Here is a 23,304-nt window from a genome sequence, read left to right as displayed (position 1 = left end):
GCCACGCGCCCTTGGCAACGCTTTCCCTCACCGACGCATGCGCCCCCAGGAACTCTTCCAACTCTGCAAGAAGGCCGTCCAGGCCTGGAGCGACGACTACGCCCCCAGCATGGGCGCGGCCATCAGCTACTACACGATGTTCTCCATCGCGCCGCTGCTGATGATCGTGATCGCCGTGGCGGGCTACCTCTTCGGCGAGGAAGCGGTGCGCGGCGAGATCGCGCAACAGCTGGCCGGCCTGATGGGCGCCGACGCCGCAGGCGCCGTGCAGGCCCTGGTCGCCAATGCCAGCCGGCCCGACAAGGGCTTCGTCGCAGGCGCCATCGGCGTCGGCGTGCTGGTGGTGGGCGCGACCACGGTCTTCGCCGAACTGCAGAGCGCGCTGGACCGCATCTGGCATGTGCCGCGCGACCAGAAGCGCGGCGGCGCGCTGGCCACGCTGTGGGCCCGCCTGCTGTCCTTCGGCCTCATCCTGGGCCTGGCCTTCCTGATGATGGTGTCGCTCGTCGTGAGCGCCCTGCTGGCCGCGCTGGGCAGCTGGGTCGGCGCGCTGCTGCCGGGCTGGGAGCTCATGCTGCAGGCGCTGAACCTCGTCATCGCCTTCGCGACCATGACGCTGCTGTTCGCGATGATCTACAAGTTCATGCCTTCCACGCACATCGCCTGGCGCGACGTGTGGGTGGGGGCGGCCGTCACCTCGCTGCTGTTCCAGGTCGGCAAGACGGCCATTGCGCTCTACCTGGGCCGCAGCGGCATGACCGAGACCTTCGCCGCCGCCGGCTCGCTGGTGGCCGTGCTGGCGTGGGTGTACTACGCGGCGCAGATCTTCCTGCTCGGCGCGGAATTCACGAAGGTCTATGCGCAGGAACACGGCTCCAAAAGGCCCGCGCCTGGTGCCGCGCCGGCGGCGCTGCCGGACGCGGCGATGGAATGGAACCAGGCGCTGCTCAGGCGCGCAGCAGCACGTAGAGCCCAGCCGCCGTCAGAGTAGCGGCCACCGCCAGTCCGCCTGCGGCCAGCTGTCGCATCCGTCGGCGATGCAGCTCGATGCGCTGCACCAGCAGCGTGTTCTGGTCCGCCAGCGCCTTGATCAGTTCGCTGGATGCCTGCATCTGCTCCGACAGCTGGCGCACTTCCGCCTCCAGCGCCTCGACCTTCCTTTGCAGCGCCTCGGCGGGCGTGTGCGTCACGGCGGCGCCGTCGCCCGGCGACTCGTCCGGCGCCGCTGCGGCCGCCGGCTTCCTGCGCCGCGCGCCCACCGTGTTCCACAACCGCGTCGCGCCTTCGGCCACCTTGGGCGCGTTGTCGATCACCTGGCCCCAGGGGATGTTGGACAGGACAGTGAAAAGGACTCCGGGGGACATGGCGGCAAACGGGCAGGGCGGAAGGACATGGTGACATATGCCTCGCCGGCCCGGGACCAAAAGGCATGGATGCCATGGGCCTTGACGGCCCCCGCCGCTTGCGGGACAGCGGCCGCCGAGGAAAAAGCTCAGCGCGGCAGGTAGCGCTCGGCCAGGCGTGCGCCCTGGTCCATCAGCCGCGTGAGGCCGCCGGTGCCGCTGGCGGCGCGGCCGACCAGGGCGCCGCCGATGGCGGCCTTGAGCAGGCGGCCGCCCACGGAGCGGCTGCGGCCGGCCGAGGCCAGCATCCACAGGCCCAGGCCCAGCACGACCACATGCTCGCCCGGCAGATCGGGGCGGCGCGCGTCGGCCTCGCGCAGCGCCTGCCACCACGGCTGGCGCGGGAGGCCGGTATCGGCGGCGTCTTCATGGATGGCGGAAGACAAAGGGGTGTTCATGGGCATTCGACGACGTGAGGGGTGCGGGGTGCGTGCGGGGCCGGCGCCAGGCCGGCGCCCGCGGTTGAACGAAGCCGCATTCTTGCCGACTGCCAGCGCGCTGCCCCCGCGCCAGGGGCGCGGCGGGCCGTAGGTCCGCACCGCACGTTGGCCGCCCGGGCGCGCCCCGGGGAGGGGCGCCGTGCCTCCTGGCGCCCGCAAAGTCCGACCAAATCAGTCAGGTGCAAGGCGCCGCACGGCCCCTTGGATCGGCGATTTTCGATCCTCGCAATACTTCGTTGCATTTGAAGGGGACTCGCTGCGACGCTCCCGATGCAATAGCAGCCCCCGCGTAAACGCCGATTCGCGCCCCATTCTTGCTACGCAGAATCGGCGGCCGGGCGCCAGACCGGCCCAGGCTGACCTCCCATCTTCCGGACCTTCGCTTGCCATGACACCGTCGATGTTCTCCCTTCGCCCCTTTCTGGCCCTGGGCACCGCCGCCCTGCTGATGGGTGCCAGCCTTTCGGCGCAGGCTTTTGCCAACCCGCCGATCCAGATGGCTCCCCAGGGGGTGGAGTTCATGTGCGGCGGCCAGCGCAGCGCCGCCGAACTGGCGTTCATGGAGCGCGTGTCGCCGCGCTGGGGCGCCACGGTGGAATTCGCCGTCAACGGCGCGCCGCGCGGCCGCTTCGACGCGCCGGTGCAGGTCAGCATGCGCAACAAGTACAACGGCGAGCATGTGCTGCAGGCCCAGGCCGACGGGCCGCTGATGGTGGCGCGCCTGGCGCCGGGCACCTATGAAGTGCAGGCCACGCTGGGTTCGCTCACGCTCACGCAGGAACTGGTGGTGCGCCTGGGCCAGCCCGGCCGCACGCTGTTCCTGTGGCCCTCCAACTTCGACATCGCCTCGGCCACCCTGCCGCGGCAGACACTGGCCCAGGGCGCACGCTGACGAAGCCTTACCGCTTTCGCAGCGAACCGCCGGGCCCCGGCGGTTTTTTCCTTGCGGGGCGCCGCCTCGCTGATGGGCGTTCCCCACCCAGGCAGGCGCGGCGGTTCGGCCCCCCGGAATCCTGACGCGGCCCAAGCCCATTGCGCGCAGGGTCGGCGCGCCGCGCTCTCGATGATGTAGCGTTGCCGAAGTGACCTTTCGCGCGCATTGTTTCCCCTGCGCGACACGCGCCCGCCCACTTCCGCGTATGCTGCGGCGCAGCATAATTCGCGCCCCCATGCCACTCGCTCCGCTCACCGTCCTCACGACGCTGCTTCACGTCTACATCGCGCTGCGGCTCACGCCGGCCCTGATGCAGACTGGCGCCGCCTGGGCGCTGCTGCCGGCCGTGCTGGCGGTGTCGGCCGCCACCATGCCGCTGCCTTTCCTGCAACGGCCCTGGCTGCGCGGCGCGCTGGGCCGCCGTGCGCAATGGGTCGGCCTGCTCGCGATGGGCTGGTTCTCGTCGCTGCTGCTGCTCACGCTGGCGCGCGACGCGGGGCTGTTGCTCGGCACGGCGGCGCAGTGGCTGGGCCTGCACGACTGGAACCTGCCGCGCTGGCAGGTGGGCAGCGCGCTGGCCGTGGTGGGCCTGGCCACGGGCGTGAGCGCGGCCGGCTACTTCAATGCCCGGCGCACGGCGCCCGTGCGCCGCGTCGAAGTGCCGATCGCGCACCTGCCGCAGCAGCTGCACGGCTTCACCATCGCGCAGCTGTCGGACATCCACGTCGGCCACACCATCGGCCGCGGCTACATCCAGCGCATCGTCGACCGCGTGAATGCGCTCGACCCCGACATGGTGGCCATCACCGGCGACCTGGTGGACGGGCCGGTGGCCGAACTGCGCGAGCACATCGCGCCGCTGGGCCAGCTGCGCGCGCGGCATGGCACCTTCGTGGTGACGGGCAACCATGAGTACTACGCCGGCGCGCAGCCGTGGATCGACGAGTTGCGCCGCCTGGGCCTGCGCGTGCTGCTCAACGAACACGTGGTGCTGCAGACGCGCAACGTGCACGGCGCGCAGACGGATGAGGAGGTGCTGGAAAGCGCGCTGGTGGTGGCCGGCGTGACCGACTACACCGCCGGCCATTTCATCGCCAGCCATGCCAGCGACCCACAGCGCGCGCTGCAGGACGCGCCGCCCCTGGTGCGCACGCGCGTGCTGCTGGCGCACCAGCCGCGCACCGCGCCCGCCGCGGCCGAGGCCGACTTCACGCTGCAGCTGTCGGGCCACACGCACGGGGGCCAGTTCTTTCCGTGGAACCTGTTCGTGCCGCTGCAGCAGCCCTTCACGGCCGGCCTGCACCGGGTGCAGCAGATGTGGGTCTACATCAGCCGCGGCACGGGCTACTGGGGCCCGCCCAAGCGCTTCGGCGCGCCGTCGGAAATCGCGCTCATCACCTTGACGGGCCAGGGCTGATCGGCCTGGGAAGCCTCAAGGCCTCCGGCCACGCGCGTCGGCCGCAGGCGCCTGCGCCGCAGCCCCCGCGCGCAGCTTGCGCGCATTGGCTTCCATGCCCAGGTACAGCACGGCCGCCACGCCCAGCGGGATCCAGTAGTACACGGCGCGGTAGCACAGCACGGCGGCGAGCAGGGCGTTGCGCGAGGGCGAGCCTTGCGTGCCCATCAGCAGCGCCACCACCACCGATTCCAGCACGCCCAGGCCCGCGGGCACGCGCGACAGCAGGCCCGCCACAGCGCCGATCAGCAGCACGCCGAGCGCCAGCGGGTACGGCACCTGCCCTTGCAGCAGCACGAACATCGCCGCGCCCATCACGGCCCAATTGCTGCACGACAGGAGCAGCTGCAGCAGCGCCACGCGCCAGCCCGGCAGGTCGATCGCGTGGCCGCGCACATGGAATTCGCGGCGCGTGGAAAAGGCGCACATCGCCCCATAGGCCAGCACCAGCCCGACCATGCCCGCGCCCACCGCACGCAGCGCCAGGCCGCCCAGGTGCCAGCCTTCGGGCAGGACGGGGGGCCACGCCGCGAAGGCCAGCCCGGCCAGCAGGCAATAGCCCAGCCAGTTGGTCAGCATGCTGGTGCCCACGATGCGCGTGACCGTGGCCGCCTTGAGCCCCAGCCGCGTGTAGAGCCGCGCGCGCATGCCCACCGCGCCCACGATCGTGCCCATGTTGAGGTTGAAGGCATAGCTCACGAAGGTGATGGCCATGACCGTGGCCGCAGGCAGCCGGTGGCCGGTGTAGTGCCGCCCGATCAGGTCGAAGGTGGCATAGATCCCGTGGCTCAGCGCCGCCAGCGCCGCCGCCGCCGCGAGCACGGCCCAGGGGTAGGCGCGCATGGCGGTGAACACTTCGGCCCATTCCACGGCGCGCGCCTGCTGCACCAGCAGCACGGCCACCAGAAGCAGGAAGACGAGCACCGCGCCGCGCCTGGCCCACGGCCACCACGGGCGCGTGCGCAGCGGGCGATGCGCCGGTGGCGCGCTCGCGCCTTCACCGCCGGGCTGCGGGCCGGACGGCGGCCCGCGCCATGCGATGGGCGGCCCGCCCGGGCCTTCGCCGTGCGGAGCTTCGCCCCGCCGTTGGCCCGCAGGCAGGGGCGCCAGGCCGAATTCGCGCACCCGCCCGTCGTTGCCGCGCGATGCGCTGGCGGTCATGGGCGGGCTCCGGGTCGCATGAGGCGAGCGCTCAGGCGCAATCGGTCTGCGGCGCGCGGTTGACGGGCGTCTGGCCCTGGCTGGCCTGATTGGCTGGGCTCGCGGCAGCCTCGGCCAGGTCGGTGGCATGGGCCGGCACCAGGCGCGGGGCATGCCGGGGCAGCCAGCGCGCCCACGCCGGGAACCAGCGCATGAAGTGGAAGACGAAGAAGCTGCGCACCAGGCGCCAGCCGCTCCATTCCTGCAGGTCGTCCGGCTGCACCTGCTTGCAGGCCTCGCGCATCAGGTGCTCCAGCCGTTCGTACAGCTGCGCGTTGAAGGCGGGGTCGCGGATCAGCACGTTGGCCTCGAGGTTCAGCGACAGCGACAGCGGATCGAGGTTGCTCGAGCCCACCGTGCTCCACAGCCCGTCGGTGAGCGCCACCTTGCCGTGCAGCGGGCGCTCGCAATATTCGTAGATGCGCACGCCGGCATGCAGCAGGTGGTGGTACAGCATGCTGGCCGCCGTCTTCACGATCGGCATGTCGGGCTCGCCCTGCAGGATGAGGCGCACGTCCACCCCCCGGCGCGCGGCACGCCGCAGTTCCTTGATGAGGCGGTAGCCCGGGAAGAAGTAGGCATTGGCGATCACGATGCGCTCGCGCGCCGTGCGGATGGCCGCCAGGTAGTGGCGCTCGATGTCGTCGGTGTGGCGGCGGTTGTCGCGCACCACGAACATCATCTCGGCCTCGCCCGTGGGCTCGTTGCGCACGTCGGCCGTCACCTTCAGCCGGCGGCGGAACCAGCGGTGCCCCTTGCCGCCCAGCGCCACGGCATGCAGCATGAAGCGGTGGATCTCGTCGACCACCGGCCCGGTGATCTCCACCGCGTAGTCCTGCTTGGCCTCGGGGCCAAAATCCATCAGGTGGTCGGCCGAATAGTTGATGCCGCCCACGAAGGCCAGCCGGCCGTCGACGACCACGATCTTGCGGTGCATGCGGCGGAACACGTTCAGGCGCTGGCCCAGCACGCGCCGGCCCGGGTCGAACACGCGCAGGTGCACGCCGGCCTCGCGCATCGAATCGATGAAGCGGGCCGACAGGTCGGGCGAGCCGAAGCCGTCCACCATCAGGTCCACGCGCACGCCGCGGCGCGCGGCTTCGCACACGGCGGCATGCAGTTGCAGCCCCACCTTGTCCTCGAAGAGGATGAAGGTCTCGATCAGCACTTCGCGCTCGGCGGCGCGGATGGCCTCGAACACGCGCGGGAAGAAGGCTTCTCCGTTCTCCAGCAGGCGCACGCGGTTGCCTGCATGCCATTGGCGCTTGCTCATGAGCGTTCCTGGTTCGTCGTCATCGTCGATGCCGGGGGCGTCGCCATCGCGGCCGCGCGCCCGGGCTCACAGCGAAATCTCCGCCACCAGCGGTGCGTGGTCGGACAGGTGCGACCAGGGCTGGCGCGGCAGCACCACCGGCGCATGGGCCTGCGCATTGCGCACGTAGATGCGGTCCAGCGGCAGCAGCGGCAGGCGCGACGGGAAGGTGCGCGCCGCCGCGCCGCGCGCGGTGCGGAACACCTCGTGCAGCCCGGCGCGCTCTTCCAGCAGCTGGTGCGCGCGGTTGCGCCAGTCGTTGAAGTCGCCCGCCACCACCAGCGGCGCGTCGGCCGGCACTTCGTCGCGCACGATGTGGCACAGCAGCTCCAGCTGCTGCTGGCGGTGCGATTCGGCCAGGCCCAGGTGCGCGCAGATGGCATGCACTTCCTGCGCGCGGCCCGGGATGCGCAGCACGCAATGCAGCAGCCCGCGCTTTTCGGGCCCCGCGATGGACACGTCGTGGTTGCGGTGATGCACGATGGGGAACTTGGACAGCAGCGCATTGCCGTGATGACCGCGCGGATACACCGCGTTGCGGCCATAGGCGAACTGCGGCCACATCGTGTCGGCCAGGAATTCGTAGTGCGGCGCCTCGGGCCAGTTGTCGACCTTTTTCTGGTGGCGCGAATGCGTGCCCAGCACTTCCTGCAGGAACACCACGTCGGCGCCCACCGTGCGCACGGCTTCGCGCAGCTCGGGCAGGATGAAGCGGCGGTTGAGCGCCGTGAAGCCCTTGTGCGTGTTGACCGTCATCACCTTGAGCGACGACGGGGGCAGGGGCTCGGCCGCCGGGCCGCCTGCAGGGGCAGCCGCCTGCACGGCGGGGCCGGCAGGGGCCGCACCAGGCGTGGCATGCGGGGGCGTCGTCGGCGCGGGATCGGTGAGATAGGACACGTGCCATTTGTACGAAGCGGCGCCCGGGCGCCCCTGTAGGAAGGCGCGAGAAATCGGCCACGGCGAACTTCCGGCGCGCACCGGCCCGCACGCGCGCGCAGCCGGTTCCTACACCGGGGCCTTGCCGGCCCCGACAAATGCGGCCCGGACGTGTCACTAGCTTGAAAAGGTCAGAGTCCCAGCGCGCCGCGGCCGGCCCGAACCTGCAACCTGTTCAGGGCCACCTTCTGCGAAGAGCCACGCGCACTGCGTCTTTGCCCATGGACGCCCCGTTCTTCACACCCCCCTTCAGGAGCCATTCTCATGACGCACCTCCGCCTTCGCCGCCCCTTGCTGAGCCTTGCCGCCGCCGGCCTGCTGGCCGCTGCCGCCGTCGCCCACGCACAGCCCTCGGTGCCCGTCACCCGCTCGGGCGAGGCGAGCACGCAGACGCCCGCGGGCGAGCCCAACCCCACCCAGCGCCCCGGCGTGGGCATGCCGGCCGACCGCAGCGCCGTGCGCAGCGAAGCCGCCATGAACAACCGCCACCAGAACACCACCAACGCCCCGGCGTCGGGCGAGGCCAGCACCAAGTACATGGGCCAGCCCAACACCACGCCGCCCACCGGCCAGCGCACGCGCGAGGAAGTGCGCCAGGGCGCGCTGCATCAGGCGCGCCCCTTCGGCGACAAGGGCGAGCGCCCCGACGTGCCGACCAACCCCACGACGAGCACCGGCACGCCGAAGTAAGCGGCGCGCGACAGGCGAGCGGCCCGGCCTTGCGCACCCGGCCCGCGCCTCATGGAAAAAGGAAGAAGCCCCGCCGGGCTGCCCGGGCGGGGATTCTTTTCATGGAGCACGAGGCTCGGCTGGGCCAGCCGCCCGCGCCGCTGCAGCAGCAGCGGGCCACGGGGCGGGGCGCCGGTCAGCTCTTGGCCGGCGCCGCCGGGGCATGGCCGTCATGCCCACGGTGGTGCGGGTGGTGCGGGCCATGGCCGTGGCGCGGACCGTGACGCTGGAGGGTCTCGGCGTCGAAGGTCTTCTGCTGCTCCGGCGTCAGCTGCGCGTAGAACTGCTTGGTGGCCTGCGCGCGCTGGGCGAAGCGTGCCTGCCGCTCGGCCTGGCGGGCCTGCATGCGGTCCAGGCGCTCGGGCGTGCTGAGCTTGGCGAAATCTGCACGCGACAGACGCGACTGGCCGGTGGCGGGCGGAACAGGGGGCTGGAGCGCGCCCGTGTACTGCGCCCAGGCCGCTTCCTGCGAAGCGTTGAGCTTGAGCTTGTCCTTGAGCTGCGCCTGGCGCTCGACCATGCGCTTGTGCATGCGCTCGAAGCGCTCGGCCGGGTCCAGCTTCTTGTGCTCGCCACGATGGCCGGGCTTGTCGGCCTTGGCCTGCGCCGCTTCCTGCGGGGCGGGGCCCGAAGGCGCCATCTGAGCCTGCACGGGTGCCGCGCCCACCGGTGCCGGTTGCTGCGCCGAGGCGGCGAATGCGGCCGACGCCATCAGGCTGGCCCACAGAACACGTTGGCGAAGAGAGATCATGCTTGGCTTCCTTTGCATTTCAAACCGCTGACCGAAAGTTCAGCGGGTGAATGAAGTGTGAGCCGCAGGCGTCAACCCGCCGTGGCGGCCGGGTCAAGAAGTTGGGGCCGAAGGTAAAGAAGATCGATGGCGTCGTGCGTCGGAAGGTGCGCCTCGCGGTGCCTTCTTCACGCCTCGTCCATGATGCGGACCTTCACACTCTTGCCCTTCACGCCGCCCTTGGTCAGCTTCTGCTGCGCCTGGCGGGCCAGCGTGCGCTCGACGGCCACGTAGGTCGAGAACTCGTTGACGTTGATCTTGCCCACCTGTTCGCGCGTGAACGGCGCCACACCGCCCGCGTCGCCCGTCAACGCACCCAGCACATCGCCCGCGCGGATCTTTTCCTTGCGCCCGCCCACGATCTGCAAGGTCACCATGGGCGGCAGCAGCGGCGCCTGGCTGGCTGGGGTCAGTTCGGCCAGCGGGTGCCATTCGGATTCGGACTTCTGCAACTGCTCGATCTTGCCGACGTTGCCCATCTCGTCCATGCTGGCCAGACTGATGGCCCAGCCTTCCTCGTCGGCACGGCCGGTGCGGCCGATGCGGTGGATGTGGACCTCCGGATCGGGCGTGACATCCACGTTGATGACCATCGCCAGCTGGGCGATGTCCAGCCCGCGTGCGGCCACATCGGTCGCCACCAGCACCGAACAGCTGCGGTTGGCAAACTGCACCAGCACCTGGTCGCGCTCGCGCTGCTCCAGCTCACCGAACAGGGCCAGCGCGCTGAAGCCCTGCTCCTTCAGATAGGCCACCAGCGCGCGGCACTGCGCCTTGGTGTTGCAGAAGGCCAGCGTGCTGGCCGGGCGGTAGTGCCGCAGCACATCGGCGACGGCCGCCAGGCGGGCTTCGTCCCCCGGGCTGCCGGGCACTTCGTACCAGCGCTGCTGGATCTTGGTCTTTTCATGCTGGGCCTGCACCGTGATGGTCTGCGGCGCCTTCATGAACTGGTGGCTGAGTTTTTCGATGCCTTCGGGATACGTGGCCGAGAACAGCAGCGTCTGGCGTTCCTTGGGGCATTGCTTGGCGACCACGCAGATGTCGTCGAAGAAGCCCATGTCGAGCATGCGGTCCGCCTCGTCGAGCACCAGCGTGTTCAGGGCCTCCAGGCTCAGGTTGCCGCGCGCCAGATGGTCCATGATGCGCCCAGGCGTGCCGACCACGATGTGGGCGCCGTTCTCCAGGCTGGCCGTCTGGTTGCGCAGCGGCACGCCGCCACACAGCACCACCACCTTGATGTTCTCTTCCGCGCGCGCCAGGCGACGGATCTCCGTCGCCACCTGATCGGCCAGCTCGCGCGTGGGGCACAGCACCACCGACTGCACCGCAAAGCGCCGGGCATTGAGGTTGGCCAGCAGCGCAATGCCAAAAGCGGCGGTCTTGCCGCTGCCGGTCTTGGCCTGCGCGATCAGGTCTTTGCCCAGCAGCGCCACCGGCAGGCTGGCCGCCTGAATGGGCGTCATCTGCGTGTAGCCGAGCTGGGTGAGGTTGGCCAGCACGTGGGGGGGCAGGGGCAGGGCGCTGAAGTCGGTGGGGAGGGGGCCATGGGGGGATTGTCGCGGGCTGGGCTGCACCAGTCGCGAATGGCATTCGGAACAAGTGACAGTCGTATAGGCGCGCTTAGACTGCCTCAAAACGCTAGCCGACGCAGCGACTCATCAAGACACGCACAACACGACGCATCTATCTGAACTGCCTTGCGCAAAACATCATGACAAGCAACGAACAACGCGCCGCCCTGCAGCGCAAGATCTGGGATATCGCCAATGACGTGCGCGGTGCCGTCGATGGGTGGGACTTCAAGCAGTACGTGCTGGGCACGCTGTTCTACCGCTTCATCAGCGAGAACTTCATCGATTACATCACCGGCGGCGATGCATCCGTCCATTACGCAGCCATGGCAGACAGTGATCCGAACATTGCGGCCGCCAAAGACGACGCCATCAAGACCAAGGGCTACTTCATCTACCCCAGCCAGCTGTTCGTCAACGTGGCGGCCAACGCCCACACCAACGAGCGCCTGAATACCGACCTGGCCAACATCTTTTCCGCCATCGAAGCCTCCGCCAACGGCTACCCGTCCGAGCGCGATATCAAAGGCCTGTTTGCGGATTTCGACACCACCAGCAATCGTCTGGGCAACACCGTCAAGGACAAGAACGCCCGATTGGCCGCCGTGCTCAAGCGCGTGGCCGAACTGGACTTCGGTGGTTTTGACACCAGCCGTATCGACCTGTTCGGCGATGCCTATGAATTCCTGATCTCCAACTACGCCGCCAACGCCGGCAAGTCGGGCGGCGAGTTTTTTACCCCGCAAAACGTCTCCAAACTGATCGCCCAGCTGGCGATGCACAAGCAAACCAGCGTCAACAAGATCTACGACCCGGCTTGTGGCTCTGGCTCGCTGCTGCTGCAAGCCAAAAAGCACTTTGACGCCCACATCATCGAAGAGGGTTTCTTCGGCCAGGAGCTCAACCACACCACCTACAACCTGGCGCGGATGAACATGTTCCTGCACAACATCAACTACGACAAATTCAACATCCAGCTCGGCAACACCCTGACCGAACCGCACTTTGGCGACGAAAAGCCCTTCGATGCCATCGTTTCCAACCCGCCGTATTCGGTGAAGTGGATCGGCAGCGATGACCCTACGCTGATCAACGACGACCGCTTTGCCCCGGCCGGCGTGCTGGCGCCCAAGTCCAAGGCCGACTTTGCCTTTGTGCTGCACGCGCTCAGCTATCTGTCCAGCAAGGGCCGCGCCGCCATCGTCTGCTTCCCCGGCATCTTCTACCGGGGCGGGGCCGAGCAGAGAATCCGCCAGTATCTGGTGGATAACAACTACGTCGAAACCGTGATATCGCTGGCGCCCAACCTGTTCTACGGCACCACCATCGCCGTGAACATCCTGGTAATGTCCAAGCACAAGACCGACACGAACATCCAGTTCATCGACGCCAGCGGGTTGTTCAAGAAAGAAACCAATAACAACGTGCTGCTGGATGCGCACATCGACCAGATCATGGCCGTGTTCGACAGCAAGGCCAACGTCGATCATTTCGCCAGGTCCGTGTCGTTGGAAGAGGTAATTGCCAACGACTACAACCTGTCGGTCAGCAGCTATGTCGAGGCCAAGGACAACCGCGAGGTGGTGGATATCGCCCAGCTCAATGCCGAACTGAAAAACACCGTTGCCCGGATCGACCAGTTGCGCAAGGACATTGATGCCATCGTCGCGGAGATTGAAAGTGGGGAGTTGGAGGCATGAGCGGCAAGAACTTCTTGGAAAAGCTGCTGGATGGCGTTGATGTGGAGTGGAAGGCGCTGGGTGAAGTGCTAGTTCGCACCAAAGGCACGAAGATCACTGCGGGTCAGATGAGGGACCTCCACAAAGAGGGAGCACCAGTCAAGGTATTTGCCGGCGGAAAGACGGTAGCATTTTTGGACTTTGGAGATATTCCAGAAAAGGACGTAAACCTAGAGCCTTCAATCATTGTTAAGTCTCGCGGCGTGATCGAATTCGAGTATTGCGATCAGCCGTTCTCGCACAAAAATGAGCTGTGGTCTTACAACGCTAGCGGGAAAGCGATCAACATTAAGTATGTTTATTATTTCCTCAAGCTAAACGAACCGTACTTCCAGAACATTGGCAGCAAAATGCAAATGCCGCAGATTGCAACGCCGGATACTGATAGGTTCGAAATACCCATTCCCTGCCCGGACAACCCCAAAAAATCGCTTGAAATCCAGGCCGAAATCGTTCGCATACTGGCCAGCTTCACCGAGCTGACCGCCGAGCTGACCGCCGAGCTGACCGCCCGCAAAAAACAATACAACTACTATCGCGACAAGTTGTTGAGTTTTGAAGAAGGGGAAGTGGAGTGGAAGACGTTAGGGGAAGTTATCTATTCACTAAAAACAGGGCTAAATCCGCGAAAGAACTTCCAGTTAAACACACCGGACGCCAAAGGATACTACGTGACTGTTCGTGAGATTCAGAACGGTAGAGTTACGTTTCTTGAAAAGACTGACAGGGTAAATGAGCGGGCATTGAAATTGATTAATGGTCGCTCCAATTTGGATGCTGGCGACGTACTTTTTTCCGGTACGGGAACAGTCGGGCGAACGGCTGTGGTTGAAAATAAACCAGAGAACTGGAATATCAAAGAAGGTGTATATGTGATTAAGCCGAAGCAAGAGGAGATATTGCCTAGGTTCCTTGCTCATCTTTTGAATTCTAGTGAAATAGTTAAAGAGTACAGCAAGAAAATTGTGGGAAATCCTGTGGTTAGTTTGCCAATGGGTGATTTGAGGAATTTGAAAATTCCTGTGCCACCATTGAATAAGCAAGCCCGCATCGTCGCCTTCCTCGACAAATTCGACGCCCTGAACAACTCCATCACCGAAGGCTTGCCGCGCGAAATCGAATTGCGCCAGAAGCAATACGCGTATTACCGCGACTTGCTGTTCAGCTTCCCCAAACCAGAAGCCGCTTTAGCCGCCAGTGCGTAAAGGGATACGGCCATGCCCAAACACCCGCTCACCCTGCGCGATCAAACCACGGAATTCTTGCTCTACACGGCCCCGAATGGCGCGATCAAGGTGGAGGTTCTGCTCGCCAACGAGACCATTTGGCTGACCCAGAAGCGCATGGCGGAGTTGTTTGGCGTAGGCGTCCCCGCCATATCCAAGCACCTGAAAAACATCTTTGAAAGCAATGAGTTAGACCCGAATTCAGTTATTTCCGTTTTGGAAACAACTGCCGAAGACGGCAAAAAGTACCAGACCCAGTACTACAACCTGGATGCGGTGATCTCGGTGGGCTACCGCGTCAATTCGGCGCAGGCGACGCAATTCCGCATCTGGGCGACCCAGCTGATCAAGGAATACATCATCAAGGGTTTTGCCATGGATGATGAGCGGCTGAAGAATGGCCGTTACTTTGGCAAGGACTATTTCCGCGAACTGCTGGAGCGGGTGCGTTCGATCCGTGCCAGCGAGCGGCGGATTTATCAGCAGATCACCGACATCTTTGCCGAGTGCAGCATCGATTACGACCCGAAATCCGAGACGACACGCCTGTTCTATGCCCATGTGCAGGACAAGTTTCATTTTGCGATCACCGGCCACACGGCAGCCGAAATCATTTCGCTGAAGGCAGATGCCAGCAAGCCCTTGATGGGCATGACTACCTACAAGAACGCGCCCGATGGCCGGGTCCTGAAATCCGATTCACTGGTGGCGAAAAATTACCTGAGCGAAGAGGAAATCCGGAAACTGGAGCGGACCGTTTCGGCGTTCTTCGATTACATCGAGGGCATCATCGAGCGGCGCACCACCTTCACGATGGAGAGCTTTGCCGCAAGCGTGGACAAGTTTCTGTCCTTCAACGAATACCGGATTCTGGAAGGCTACGGCAACGTCACCCGCCAGCAAGCAGAGCAGAAAGCCGTTGCTGAATATGAGAAGTTCAATAAGCAGCAGCGCATCGAATCCGATTTCGATCGCACCGTGAAAAAGCTGCTGAAAAGGAAGGACACCAAAGAATGAGCGACTACAAAACCATCGCCGAGTCCCGGAATTTCATCGTTCTGGACAGGTACGAGCGGGAATGGACGGTTGCCGAGGGCTACCAGAGTGAAAGCGATCTGGAGCGCGAGCTCATTCAGGATCTGCAAAATCAGGGCTATGAATATCTGCCTGGCCTGAGCACGCCCGAGGCCTTGCTGGCGAATGTGCGCGTCCAGCTGCAATCACTCAACGCCGTTCAGTTCACGCATGGCGAATGGCTGCGCTTTGTTGAAACCTTCCTCGACAAGCCCAGCGATGGCATCGTCGAGAAGACCCGCAAGATCCACGACGACTACATCCACGACTTTGTCTTTGACGACGGCCGCATCCAGAACATCTACCTGCTGGACAAGAAGAACATCGCCCGCAACAAGGTGCAGGTGATCAAGCAGTTCGAACAGGCAGGCAGCCACGCCAACCGCTATGACGTGACGATTCTGGTCAATGGCCTGCCGCTGGTGCAGGTGGAGCTGAAGAAGCGTGGCGTGGCGATCCGGGAGGCCTTCAACCAGGTGCATCGCTACAGCAAGGAGAGCTTCAACAGCGAACATTCCTTGTTCAGGTATCTGCAGCTGTTCGTGATCTCCAACGGCACCGACACCCGTTACTTTGCCAACACCACGCAGCGCAACAAGAACAGCTTCGACTTCACCATGAACTGGGCGAAGGCGGACAACACGCTGATCAAGGACCTGAAGGACTTCACGGCCACCTTCTTCCAGAAGCACACCTTGCTCAATGTGCTGCTGCATTACTCGGTGTTCGACGTCAGCAACACGCTGTTGGTGATGCGGCCTTACCAGATCGCCGCCACGGAACGCATTCTGTGGAAGATCAAGAGCAGCCATCAGGCCAAAAATTGGAGCAACACGGAGAGTGGCGGCTACATCTGGCACACCACCGGCAGCGGCAAGACGCTGACCAGCTTCAAGGCAGCGCGCCTGGCCACCGAACTGGACTTCATCGACAAGGTGTTCTTCGTGGTGGACCGCAAGGATCTGGACTACCAGACCATGAAGGAATACCAGCGCTTCTCGCCGGACAGCGTCAACGGCTCGGACAGCACGGCGGGCCTGAAGCGCAACCTGGAGAAGGACGACAACAAGATCGTCGTCACCACCATCCAGAAGCTCAACAACCTGATGAAGAGCGAGGCGGACCTTCCCATCTACGGCAAGCAGGTGGTGTTCATCTTCGATGAGTGCCACCGCAGCCAGTTTGGCGAGGCCCAGAAGAACCTGAAGAAAAAGTTCAGAAAGTTCTGCCAGTTCGGCTTCACCGGCACGCCCATCTTCCCGGAAAACGCACTGGGCGCCGAAACCACGGCCAGCGTGTTTGGCCGTGAGCTGCACTCGTACGTGATCACGGATGCCATTCGTGACGAGAAGGTGCTCAAGTTCAAGGTGGACTACAACGATGTGCGCCCGCAGTTCAAGGCCATCGAGACCGAAAAGGACGAGAAGAAGCTGAGTGCGGCGGAGAACAAGCAAGCCCTGCTGCACCCGGATCGCATACGCGAGATCACCCAGTACATCCTGAACAACTTCCGGCAGAAAACCCACCGCTTGCATGTTGGCAGCAAGGGCTTCAACGCCATGTTTGCCGTCAGCAGTGTGGATGCAGCCAAGCTTTATTACGAGTGCTTCCGGGAGTTGCAGAAGAACAGCGACAAGCCTCTGAAGGTGGCGACCATCTTCTCGTTCGCCGCCAACGAGGAGCAGGACGCGATTGGCGACATCCAGGACGAGAGTTTTGATGTGTCGGCCATGAACAGCAGCGCCAAGGAGTTCCTGAGCGCGGCCATCGCCGACTACAACGCACTGTTCAAGACCAACTTCAGTGTGGACAGCAATGGTTTCCAGAACTACTACCGCGACCTGGCCAAGCGCGTCAAGGAGCAGGATGTTGATCTGCTGATCGTGGTCGGCATGTTCCTGACCGGTTTTGATGCGCCCACGCTCAACACGCTTTTTGTCGACAAGAACCTGCGCTACCACGGGCTGATGCAGGCCTATTCGCGCACCAACCGGATTTTTGACGCCACCAAGACCTTCGGCAACATCGTCACCTTCCGCGACCTGGAGCAGGCGACCATCGACGCCATCACCCTGTTCGGTGACAAGAACACCCGGAACGTGGTGCTGGAGAAGAGCTACAAGGAGTACATGGAAGGCTTCACCGATGCGGCCACCGGCGAGGCGCGGCGAGGCTTCATGGAGGTGGTGCAGGAACTGGAAGCGCGTTTCCCCGACCCTGCGGCCATTGAGAAGGAGGCCGACAAGAAGGCCTTCGCCAAGCTGTTCGGCGAATACCTGCGCGTGGAGAACGTGCTGCAGAACTATGACGAATTTGCCAGCCTGAAGGAGCTACAGACAGTTGACCTCGCGGATGCAACTGCGGTGGAGGCCTTCAAAGCCAAGCACTACCTGAGCGATGACGATCTAGCGGAACTGCAAACCATCACGCTGCCCGCTGAACGAAAAGTTCAGGACTACCGCTCTACGTACAACGACGTGCGCGACTGGCTGCGCCGCGAGAAAGCAGGCGCCGACAAAGACAAGTCGACCATCGACTGGGATGACGTGGTCTTCGAGGTGGATCTCTTGAAGTCGCAGGAAATCAACCTGGACTACATCCTGGAACTGATCTTCGAGCACAACAAGAAGACCAAGAAGAAATCGGATCTGGTGGATGAGGTGCGGCGGGTGATCCGCGCAAGCCTGGGCAACCGCGCCAAGGAGAGCCTGTTGGTGGACTTCATCAACCAGACCGACCTGGACCAGCTCGGCGACAAGGCCAGTGTGATCGATGCATTCTTCACGTTCGCCCAAGCCGAGCAGCAGCGTGAAGCGCAAGACTTGATCGCGACGGAGGGCCTCAATCCCGAGGCAGCGAAGCGCTACATTGCCGCCTCACTCAAGCGAGAGTTCGCCAGCGAGAACGGCACCGAACTCAACGCAGTGCTGCCCAAGATGAGCCCCTTGAACCCACAGTTCAAGACCAAGAAGCAAACCGTCTTTCAGAAAATCGCCGTGTTCGTTGAGAAGTTCAAAGGGGTCGGCGGGAATATCTGACTGAACCTTCTTTTGGGCCGAACTGCCGAACGGCCTCATGCAGCCCATGAAAACGCACACGCCGCCCCCGCTGCTGCAGCCGTTGCCGCCGCCGGTCAGCGCCGCGGCTGCGTTTCACTGCGCGCGGGGGTAGCGGTGTCGGCCAGCCACGGGTACTTGGCCTGCTCCACCTGCTTGAGCAGCGCCTCGCGCTGCCGCCGCGGAATGCCGCGGATGCTTTCGGCCACCCATTGCAGGCGCTTGGGGTCCAGCCCGCCCTCCTTGGACCAGCGTTCGGCGGCCAGGCCGGGCGCGTGCAGCATGCTGGCCAGCCACACGGCCTGGGCGGGTTCCAGGCGCAGGGCGCTGCGCTTGAAGTACAGCTGCGCCGCCGCCTCGGCGCCGCACACGCGGCCCCAGGGGGCGTTGTCCAGGTACAGCTGCAGGATGCGCGCCTTGCCCAGGGTGTTTTCCATTTCCACGGCGTAGAGCAGTTCGCGCAGCTTGCGCTCCAGGCTGCGTTCGCTGCCGGTGACGAGCATCTTGGCCAGCTGCTGCGTCAGGGTGCTGCCACCGCGGTCGATGCCGCCCTTGGCCTGGTTGCGGTCCAGCGCGGCGCTCAGCTCGATCAGGTCGTAGCCCGGGTGGTTGAAGAAGCGCTGGTCTTCGGCGGCGATGACGGCGCGCGCCAGCCAGCTCTGGTCCGTGAGGCGGCTGGGGGCGCCGCAGCTGCTGCGCGCGCCCAGCATGGCTTCGGTGCCCAGGCCTTCGACGCTGAATTGCGCCACCTGCGGCTGCAGCTTGAAGTGGCCCGAAGGCTGGCTCACGTGCGCCTGCAGCGCCAGCGTGCCGCCGATGCGCGCGCGCTGCAGCTCGGGCAGGTGCGGGGCGGCCACGGCGTACCAGCGCGCGATGGGCGCTTCGTCCATCTGCAGGTCCACGTCCAGCGCGGTCTGCGACAGGCGGCCCGTCCATTGGCCGCGCAGCGGCGCGTCGGCCGCGGGCAGGCGCCCGGCCGCCTCGCGCGGGGGGGCAGCTTCCAGCGTGCCGCGCAGGCGGCTGGCGTCGCGGTGCAGGCCGATCTGCAGATGGTCCAGCTGCAGCGGCTGCGGGCCCAGCGCCGCCACCTGCGCGCTGCACGGGGCGCAGCGCAGGTACAGCAGCTGCGCGCTGTCGACCCAGCGGAACTGCACGGGGCCGTAGCGGGTGTTCAGGCGCAGGCCGTCCAGGCGCGGCGCCAGCCAGGGCGAGGTGGCCACGCGCAGCAGCGTGGGCACGCCCAGTTCCAGCGTCAGCGGGCCCACCTTGCGCTCGATCGCCCATTCACCCCGGGCGGGCGCCAGCCCGATCTTCACGACCAGCGCCAGGGCCACCCCCGCCGTCACCAACAGGGCCAGCAGCCCGAACAACACGATGCGCAGCGCTCTCTTCACCACAACGTTCCCTTTGCCGGCCCGTGGGAACGGCCGGCCTCCTGCCTGCATGGTGCCACGGCCCCGCGTCGGTGCGCGGTCATCCGGCGCCGCGATGCGCGGGGGTTGCGCGCGGCACACATTTCGCGCGTGGCGCGGCGGCGCTCTCGCCGGGGTTCACCGCAGCGGCGCGGCCACGGTCACGGCCTGCCACGGGCCGGTGGACTGGCCGCTGGCACCGGCCCAGTACCAGGCCGAGGTGTCGGTGAAGGACTGGCCCTTGGCGTCTTCGATGCGCTCGCAGACACGCAGGCCGTTCGAGCCCTTGCGTTCGGCCTGGAAGCAGCGCCACATGCGGCCCTGGGCGTCGCGTTCCAGCCGCGCCTTTTCGATGCGCCAGCCCAGCGCGCGGTAGCAGTCCACGGCGGGGTGCAGCATGCGCGTGGGCTGGGTCACGTGGCGCATGACGAACAGGCGCTCGCCGTCGGTCATGCGCGCGATCTGGCCCGGGAACTGGCGCGCAAAGCGCGCTTCCACCTCGCCCAGGGCCAGCGGGCGCAGCGCGGCGCCGTCCCATTGCTGCGGCCATTCGTGGTGCGACACGGCCAGCGTGTCGGCATGCGCCGGGGCGCGCAGCGCGGCCACGCTGCCCCACAGCAGGCACAGGCCCAGCGCGGCGGCAAAGAGGATCTTGTGCAGGGTGCGGTGCACGAAGGTGTTGGCGAAGGGCTGCGCCAGAAAGTCAGGCATGCGTATCGACACGGCGGGCTCCGGGCGTGGTGATGAGGGACGAGGGCGGCGTGGCCGCATCGGTGGCGAAGTGCGCGCGGCGGGGGGGCCAGGCGATCAAACCGGACCCTGACTTTCGATTGCTCGCGTGTCTGGCAGTGCGCGCAGGCCGCGCCATGAAGAAGGCAATGCCGCCGCACACCGCCGCCAGCACCGCCAGGCCCAGCGCCTCGTGCGCCCAGCCGGGCAGGGCGCGGCCGGCGCCTTCGGCGGCCACCAGCAGCGCGTTGCGAACCACGTTGCCCACCAGCACCAGCGCGCTCACCACGGGCAGGCGCGTCAGGAAGGTGCGGCTGTCGCTGTGGGCGAAGAACAACGCCGTGGCACAGGCCGTGAAGTAGCCCAGCCACACCATCTGCACGCCCGAGCAGGGCGCATCGACGATGACCAGCCGGCCCGATATCCACAGGCTCGCGCCTTCGCGCGCCACGCGGAAGAAGGGCATGAGCAGCCAGTGGCTGAGTTCGGCCGTGAGCACGCGCAGCGGGTAGCCGGCGTAGAACTGCAGCGACGACAGCAGCGGCAGCGCGAGCACGGCCAGGCCCAGCACGGGCAGGGCGGGCACGCCGGGCAAGGGCGCATCGGCGGCCGCGCCCAACGCGGGGCGCGGCAGGAAGGCCAGCAGGCCGCAGGCGATGGCCAGCACGGCCAGCAGGCTGGCCAGCAGGGGCGGCCAGGCCGGCAGCGGGCCCAGGCCGGTGCGCAGCAGCGTGGCGGCCACGGTGGCGGCGCCGGCCAGCAACAGCCAGCCCAGGCGCGGGGCGGTGCGCAGCGCGGCGCGCTGCTGCCAGGCCAGGGCCGCCAGGGCGGCCAGCGCCAGCAGGCCCAGCGGATCGTCGGAGCCATCGGCCAGGCGGCGGCCCATCCACAGCCAGGCGGGCCACAGCGCGAGGGCCTGGGCGGCCAGCCAGAAAGGCGCGGGCACGCGGTCGAGCCGGATGCCCGCGTCGAGCCAGCGCGGGTGGTGCTGCGCGAGGTGAGAGAGGGTCAGGGTGGCAGGTCGCACGACGATCCCCTCAGGCCGTGAGCTTGCGCGCGTCGTGGCGGCGGGCGCGGCGGCGCAGCATCAGCAGCACCGACAGGGCGACGGCCATCGCACCCAGGGTTTCGGGTTCGGGTGTGCTGGGCACTTCGGCGCCCAGGGCGGTTTCGCCCACGCCCTGCGGCAGGGGCAGCGGCTGGTTCACGCCATCGACCGCGCCGGTGGTGTTGCGCACCACCTGGTCCACCGCGATGAAGCTGGTGTACTGCGTGAGCAGGCTGTACTTCAAGCCGAGATCGGTGATGGCCTGGCGCAGGTCGTCGCCGGCCTGCAGCGCTTCCTGGTCGCTCAGCGCGGCGATGCGGTGGCGGGCCCACAGGGCGCGCAAAGCCGGGGTGCTGCGCGGCGTCGCGGCGTCGATGCGGATCTGCTGCTTCCACGGGCCGGTGGCGCTGCGGCCTTCGATGCTGACGCCGCCCTTCGCTTCACCGCGCCACTTGCCGAACACGATGACCGGGCGCTCGCCCAGCACGTCGGGCAGCTGCTTGGGTTCCACGTCGTACACGTCCAGGCCGCTGAAGGTGGCGCGCACGTTGGTCAGCACGGGCGACTCGACCATGCGGCGGAAGCGCGCGGCCTGCTCGGGCGCCTGCACGGGGTCGGTGATGATGAAGGGCTCGCCCATGCCGGCGCGGGCCAGGCCTTCCATCAGGTGGCGGTTCACCGACGAACCGATGCCGAAGGAGAACAGGTTGGCCTTGTCCAGGTTGCGGCGCACCAACTCGAAGGCTTCGCGCTCCACGGTCACGTAGCCGTCGGTCACCACCACGATGCTGCGCGACACGCCTTCGGCCTTGGGCTCGGCGTACACGCGCTTGAGGGCGGGGATCAGCTCGGTGCTGCCGCTGCCTTGATAACGCTCGATGGTGGCGATGGCCTGCGCGATGTTGGCGCTGGTGGCAGGCACCGACTTCGGGTTGAGCATCTTGTTGCTGCCCGAGAAGAGCAGCACGTTGAAGGTGTCGCTGGGGCGCAGGCCGCCGATCAGGCGCTGCAGCACGTCCTTGGCGGTGTCGAGCGGAAAGCCGTGCATGGAGCCCGAGATGTCGACCACGAAGATGTAGTCGCGCGGGTTGATGGCGCTCGCGGCCACGGCCTTGGGCGGCTCGATCATGGCGAGGAAGAAGTTCTCGGCCCCGTCACCCTGGCCCTTGTGCAGCAGCAGGCCGGACTGGATCTGCTCGCCGGCCAGGCGGTAGTCGATCACCACGTCGCGGTTGTCCAGCGGGCGGCCGTCGTTCTTGAGGGCGATCTCGGCATGCTGGTTGCCGTCGCTCTTCTTCACGTCGATGGCATGGGTGCGCGAGCGCACTTCCTGCAGGCCCATGGGCGTGTCGAGGGTGGCCTTGAGCGTGAACTGCGTGGACGGCGCCACGCCTTCGCGCAGCGTGGGCTGGGCGACCCACTTGGCGTTTGCGTTCTCCGACTGCGGGCTGGAACGAGCCCCCACGCTCGGCACTTCGTGTCCTCGCTGCCCCCCGAGGGGGCCGACGCCAGCTTGGGACGGCCCGGCGCTGGCATAGCGCGGCCCCACCACGGTCGGGAACACGAACTGGTAGTTGCCGCCCTGCGGCACCAGCAGTTCGGTGTAGCGCAGTTCCACCTTCACGTCATCGCCGGGCAGGATGTTGGCCACGTTCATCTGGAACACGTTGGGCAGGTGCTGTTCCAGCAGGGCGGCGGTCTTGCCTTCGGTCTTGGCGGTTTCGTACTCGATGCGCGCCTGCTGCTTCTCGCGGATCTGCGCGGTGATCAGGCGGTCGGCCAGGCGCACGTTCAGGCCGCCCACGGCCGCCTGGGTGGAGCCGGGGAACACGTACTTGGCCTGGATGGGGCGCGTGCCTTCGTTGCGGTAGCGCTGCGTGACGGTCACGTCGGCGATCACGCCGGCGATGCGCACGTCCACCTGCGTGCTCTTGAGCGGCAGGCGGTCCAGCTCGGGCGAATCGCTCTTCACGAAGAAGTAGGGGCTCTCGGTCTTCTGGCGCGGGGCCGAGTCCGTGCGGTCTTGTGCATGCACCGGACGCAGCGTGAGCAGCGCGAAACAGCCCGCGGCCAGGCCCACGGTGGCCAGCCACATGGCGGCGGAACCCCAGCGGCCGCGCGGGCGTTCGGTGGCGGGGGGCTTGCGGTCTGGTTCGGTGATCTGCATGGCGCGGTTCCTTCCTCGGTGGTGCCGGTGTGTGCGGTGCCGCTACTTTCTTTGCGGCCCGAGAAGGCAGAAGGAAGCCAAG

The 23,304-nt window shown here is 66.3% G+C and carries 19 protein-coding genes; 8 read left to right on the top strand and 11 right to left on the bottom strand.

The window, feature by feature from the left end; translation table 11 throughout:
- Positions 1 to 37: 37 nt before the first annotated feature.
- Positions 38 to 991, top strand: coding sequence for a YihY/virulence factor BrkB family protein (locus LG388_RS06725; RefSeq protein ID WP_225782095.1), 954 nt, complete (start codon positions 38 to 40; stop codon positions 989 to 991).
- On the opposite strand, the gene LG388_RS06720 is transcribed toward LG388_RS06725, so the two are convergent.
- Both LG388_RS06720 and LG388_RS06715 read right to left on the bottom strand, forming a co-directional pair.
- On the bottom strand, positions 948 to 1,364 hold the full coding sequence (locus LG388_RS06720; RefSeq protein ID WP_225782094.1) for a hypothetical protein: 417 nt from the start codon (positions 1,362 to 1,364) through the stop codon (positions 948 to 950). The two genes, LG388_RS06725 and LG388_RS06720, sit on opposite strands and share 44 nt — an antisense overlap.
- 128 nt (positions 1,365 to 1,492) lie before the next feature.
- On the bottom strand, positions 1,493 to 1,801 hold the full coding sequence (locus tag LG388_RS06715) for a hypothetical protein (RefSeq protein WP_225782093.1): 309 nt from the start codon (positions 1,799 to 1,801) through the stop codon (positions 1,493 to 1,495).
- 442 nt (positions 1,802 to 2,243) lie between these two features.
- Here LG388_RS06715 and LG388_RS06710 point away from each other — a divergent pair, with 442 nt between their 5' ends.
- Together LG388_RS06710 and LG388_RS06705 are read left to right on the top strand one after the other, a co-directional pair.
- Positions 2,244 to 2,735: a hypothetical protein gene (locus tag LG388_RS06710; protein ID WP_225782092.1), complete on the top strand. Its 492-nt coding sequence runs from the start codon at positions 2,244 to 2,246 to the stop codon at positions 2,733 to 2,735.
- A 277-nt stretch (positions 2,736 to 3,012) separates the two neighbouring features.
- On the top strand, positions 3,013 to 4,194 hold the full coding sequence (locus LG388_RS06705) for a metallophosphoesterase (protein WP_225782091.1): 1,182 nt from the start codon (positions 3,013 to 3,015) through the stop codon (positions 4,192 to 4,194).
- Between the two features lie 15 nt (positions 4,195 to 4,209).
- Here the strand turns inward: LG388_RS06705 and LG388_RS06700 are convergent, their stop codons facing one another.
- The 3 genes from LG388_RS06700 to LG388_RS06690 form a co-directional block, all read right to left on the bottom strand.
- On the bottom strand, positions 4,210 to 5,394 hold the full coding sequence (locus LG388_RS06700; protein WP_225782090.1) for a YbhN family protein: 1,185 nt from the start codon (positions 5,392 to 5,394) through the stop codon (positions 4,210 to 4,212).
- Positions 5,395 to 5,425: 31 nt separating this feature from the next.
- The gene (gene clsB, locus LG388_RS06695; protein ID WP_225782089.1) at positions 5,426 to 6,706 is read right to left on the bottom strand and encodes a cardiolipin synthase ClsB; all 1,281 of its coding nucleotides are present in this window, start codon (positions 6,704 to 6,706) and stop codon (positions 5,426 to 5,428) included.
- Positions 6,707 to 6,772: 66 nt separating this feature from the next.
- Entirely contained in the window at positions 6,773 to 7,501 is a 729-nt protein-coding gene (locus LG388_RS06690) for an endonuclease/exonuclease/phosphatase family protein (RefSeq protein ID WP_225782744.1), read from the bottom strand.
- 444 nt (positions 7,502 to 7,945) lie between these two features.
- Between LG388_RS06690 and LG388_RS06685 the strand changes: the two genes are divergently transcribed.
- Complete coding sequence (locus LG388_RS06685; protein ID WP_225782088.1) at positions 7,946 to 8,371, top strand: serine/threonine protein kinase; 426 nt, start codon at positions 7,946 to 7,948, stop codon at positions 8,369 to 8,371.
- Positions 8,372 to 8,546: 175 nt separating this feature from the next.
- Here LG388_RS06685 and LG388_RS06680 read toward each other — a convergent pair whose 3' ends face one another.
- Both LG388_RS06680 and dbpA read right to left on the bottom strand, forming a co-directional pair.
- Entirely contained in the window at positions 8,547 to 9,161 is a 615-nt protein-coding gene (locus tag LG388_RS06680; RefSeq protein ID WP_225782087.1) for a Spy/CpxP family protein refolding chaperone, read from the bottom strand.
- A gap of 167 nt (positions 9,162 to 9,328) precedes the next feature.
- Positions 9,329 to 10,774, bottom strand: a complete 1,446-nt coding sequence (gene dbpA / locus LG388_RS06675; protein WP_225782086.1) for an ATP-dependent RNA helicase DbpA — start codon at positions 10,772 to 10,774, stop codon at positions 9,329 to 9,331.
- A 137-nt stretch (positions 10,775 to 10,911) separates the two neighbouring features.
- Between dbpA and LG388_RS06670 the strand changes: the two genes are divergently transcribed.
- From LG388_RS06670 to LG388_RS06655, 4 genes are read left to right on the top strand one after another with little or no spacing between them, the layout of a single operon-like run.
- Positions 10,912 to 12,471 carry a type I restriction-modification system subunit M gene (locus LG388_RS06670; RefSeq protein WP_225782085.1) on the top strand — a complete coding sequence of 520 codons (1,560 nt, stop codon included), beginning with the start codon at positions 10,912 to 10,914 and terminating at the stop codon, positions 12,469 to 12,471.
- Complete coding sequence (locus LG388_RS06665) at positions 12,468 to 13,715, top strand: restriction endonuclease subunit S (protein WP_225782084.1); 1,248 nt, start codon at positions 12,468 to 12,470, stop codon at positions 13,713 to 13,715. The genes LG388_RS06670 and LG388_RS06665 overlap by 4 nt, the downstream gene beginning before the upstream one ends.
- 12 nt (positions 13,716 to 13,727) lie before the next feature.
- Entirely contained in the window at positions 13,728 to 14,753 is a 1,026-nt protein-coding gene (locus tag LG388_RS06660; RefSeq protein ID WP_225782083.1) for a virulence RhuM family protein, read from the top strand.
- Positions 14,750 to 17,848 carry an HsdR family type I site-specific deoxyribonuclease gene (locus LG388_RS06655; protein WP_225782082.1) on the top strand — a complete coding sequence of 1,033 codons (3,099 nt, stop codon included), beginning with the start codon at positions 14,750 to 14,752 and terminating at the stop codon, positions 17,846 to 17,848. Before LG388_RS06660 ends, LG388_RS06655 begins: the two co-directional genes overlap by 4 nt.
- Before the next feature lie 95 nt (positions 17,849 to 17,943).
- Here the strand turns inward: LG388_RS06655 and LG388_RS06650 are convergent, their stop codons facing one another.
- The 4 genes from LG388_RS06650 to LG388_RS06635 all read right to left on the bottom strand — a co-directional run bounded on the left by LG388_RS06650 (position 17,944) and on the right by LG388_RS06635 (position 23,222).
- Positions 17,944 to 19,260: a biosynthetic peptidoglycan transglycosylase gene (locus tag LG388_RS06650; protein ID WP_225782081.1), complete on the bottom strand. Its 1,317-nt coding sequence runs from the start codon at positions 19,258 to 19,260 to the stop codon at positions 17,944 to 17,946.
- A gap of 156 nt (positions 19,261 to 19,416) precedes the next feature.
- Entirely contained in the window at positions 19,417 to 19,989 is a 573-nt protein-coding gene (locus tag LG388_RS06645) for a hypothetical protein (RefSeq protein ID WP_225782080.1), read from the bottom strand.
- Positions 19,982 to 21,034, bottom strand: coding sequence for an exosortase Q (gene xrtQ / locus LG388_RS06640; protein ID WP_225782079.1), 1,053 nt, complete (start codon positions 21,032 to 21,034; stop codon positions 19,982 to 19,984). Before xrtQ ends, LG388_RS06645 begins: the two co-directional genes overlap by 8 nt.
- 10 nt (positions 21,035 to 21,044) lie before the next feature.
- Positions 21,045 to 23,222 carry a VIT domain-containing protein gene (locus tag LG388_RS06635; protein ID WP_225782078.1) on the bottom strand — a complete coding sequence of 726 codons (2,178 nt, stop codon included), beginning with the start codon at positions 23,220 to 23,222 and terminating at the stop codon, positions 21,045 to 21,047.
- Positions 23,223 to 23,304: the final 82 nt, after the last annotated feature.

Source organism: Xenophilus sp. Marseille-Q4582, assembly GCF_916700565.1.
Taxonomy (GTDB): Bacteria; Pseudomonadota; Gammaproteobacteria; order Burkholderiales; family Burkholderiaceae_C; genus Xenophilus.
Note: the sequence above shows the minus strand (reverse complement) of the source record. Positions and strands in the feature narration are given on the sequence as shown.

What these genes read in the sequence shown, in the direction of transcription:
- LG388_RS06725 (WP_225782095.1), top strand. Translation starts at nt 38, where the DNA reads ATGCGCCCCCAGGAACTCTTCCAACTCTGCAAGAAGGCCGTCCAGGCC.
- LG388_RS06720 (WP_225782094.1), bottom strand. Translation starts at nt 1,364, where the DNA reads ATGTCCCCCGGAGTCCTTTTCACTGTCCTGTCCAACATCCCCTGGGGC.
- LG388_RS06715 (WP_225782093.1), bottom strand. Translation starts at nt 1,801, where the DNA reads ATGAACACCCCTTTGTCTTCCGCCATCCATGAAGACGCCGCCGATACC.
- LG388_RS06710 (WP_225782092.1), top strand. Translation starts at nt 2,244, where the DNA reads ATGTTCTCCCTTCGCCCCTTTCTGGCCCTGGGCACCGCCGCCCTGCTG.
- LG388_RS06705 (WP_225782091.1), top strand. Translation starts at nt 3,013, where the DNA reads ATGCCACTCGCTCCGCTCACCGTCCTCACGACGCTGCTTCACGTCTAC.
- LG388_RS06700 (WP_225782090.1), bottom strand. Translation starts at nt 5,394, where the DNA reads ATGACCGCCAGCGCATCGCGCGGCAACGACGGGCGGGTGCGCGAATTC.
- clsB (WP_225782089.1), bottom strand. Translation starts at nt 6,706, where the DNA reads ATGAGCAAGCGCCAATGGCATGCAGGCAACCGCGTGCGCCTGCTGGAG.
- LG388_RS06690 (WP_225782744.1), bottom strand. Translation starts at nt 7,501, where the DNA reads ATGACGGTCAACACGCACAAGGGCTTCACGGCGCTCAACCGCCGCTTC.
- LG388_RS06685 (WP_225782088.1), top strand. Translation starts at nt 7,946, where the DNA reads ATGACGCACCTCCGCCTTCGCCGCCCCTTGCTGAGCCTTGCCGCCGCC.
- LG388_RS06680 (WP_225782087.1), bottom strand. Translation starts at nt 9,161, where the DNA reads ATGATCTCTCTTCGCCAACGTGTTCTGTGGGCCAGCCTGATGGCGTCG.
- LG388_RS06670 (WP_225782085.1), top strand. Translation starts at nt 10,912, where the DNA reads ATGACAAGCAACGAACAACGCGCCGCCCTGCAGCGCAAGATCTGGGAT.
- LG388_RS06665 (WP_225782084.1), top strand. Translation starts at nt 12,468, where the DNA reads ATGAGCGGCAAGAACTTCTTGGAAAAGCTGCTGGATGGCGTTGATGTG.
- LG388_RS06660 (WP_225782083.1), top strand. Translation starts at nt 13,728, where the DNA reads ATGCCCAAACACCCGCTCACCCTGCGCGATCAAACCACGGAATTCTTG.
- LG388_RS06655 (WP_225782082.1), top strand. Translation starts at nt 14,750, where the DNA reads ATGAGCGACTACAAAACCATCGCCGAGTCCCGGAATTTCATCGTTCTG.
- LG388_RS06645 (WP_225782080.1), bottom strand. Translation starts at nt 19,989, where the DNA reads ATGCCTGACTTTCTGGCGCAGCCCTTCGCCAACACCTTCGTGCACCGC.
- LG388_RS06635 (WP_225782078.1), bottom strand. Translation starts at nt 23,222, where the DNA reads ATGCAGATCACCGAACCAGACCGCAAGCCCCCCGCCACCGAACGCCCG.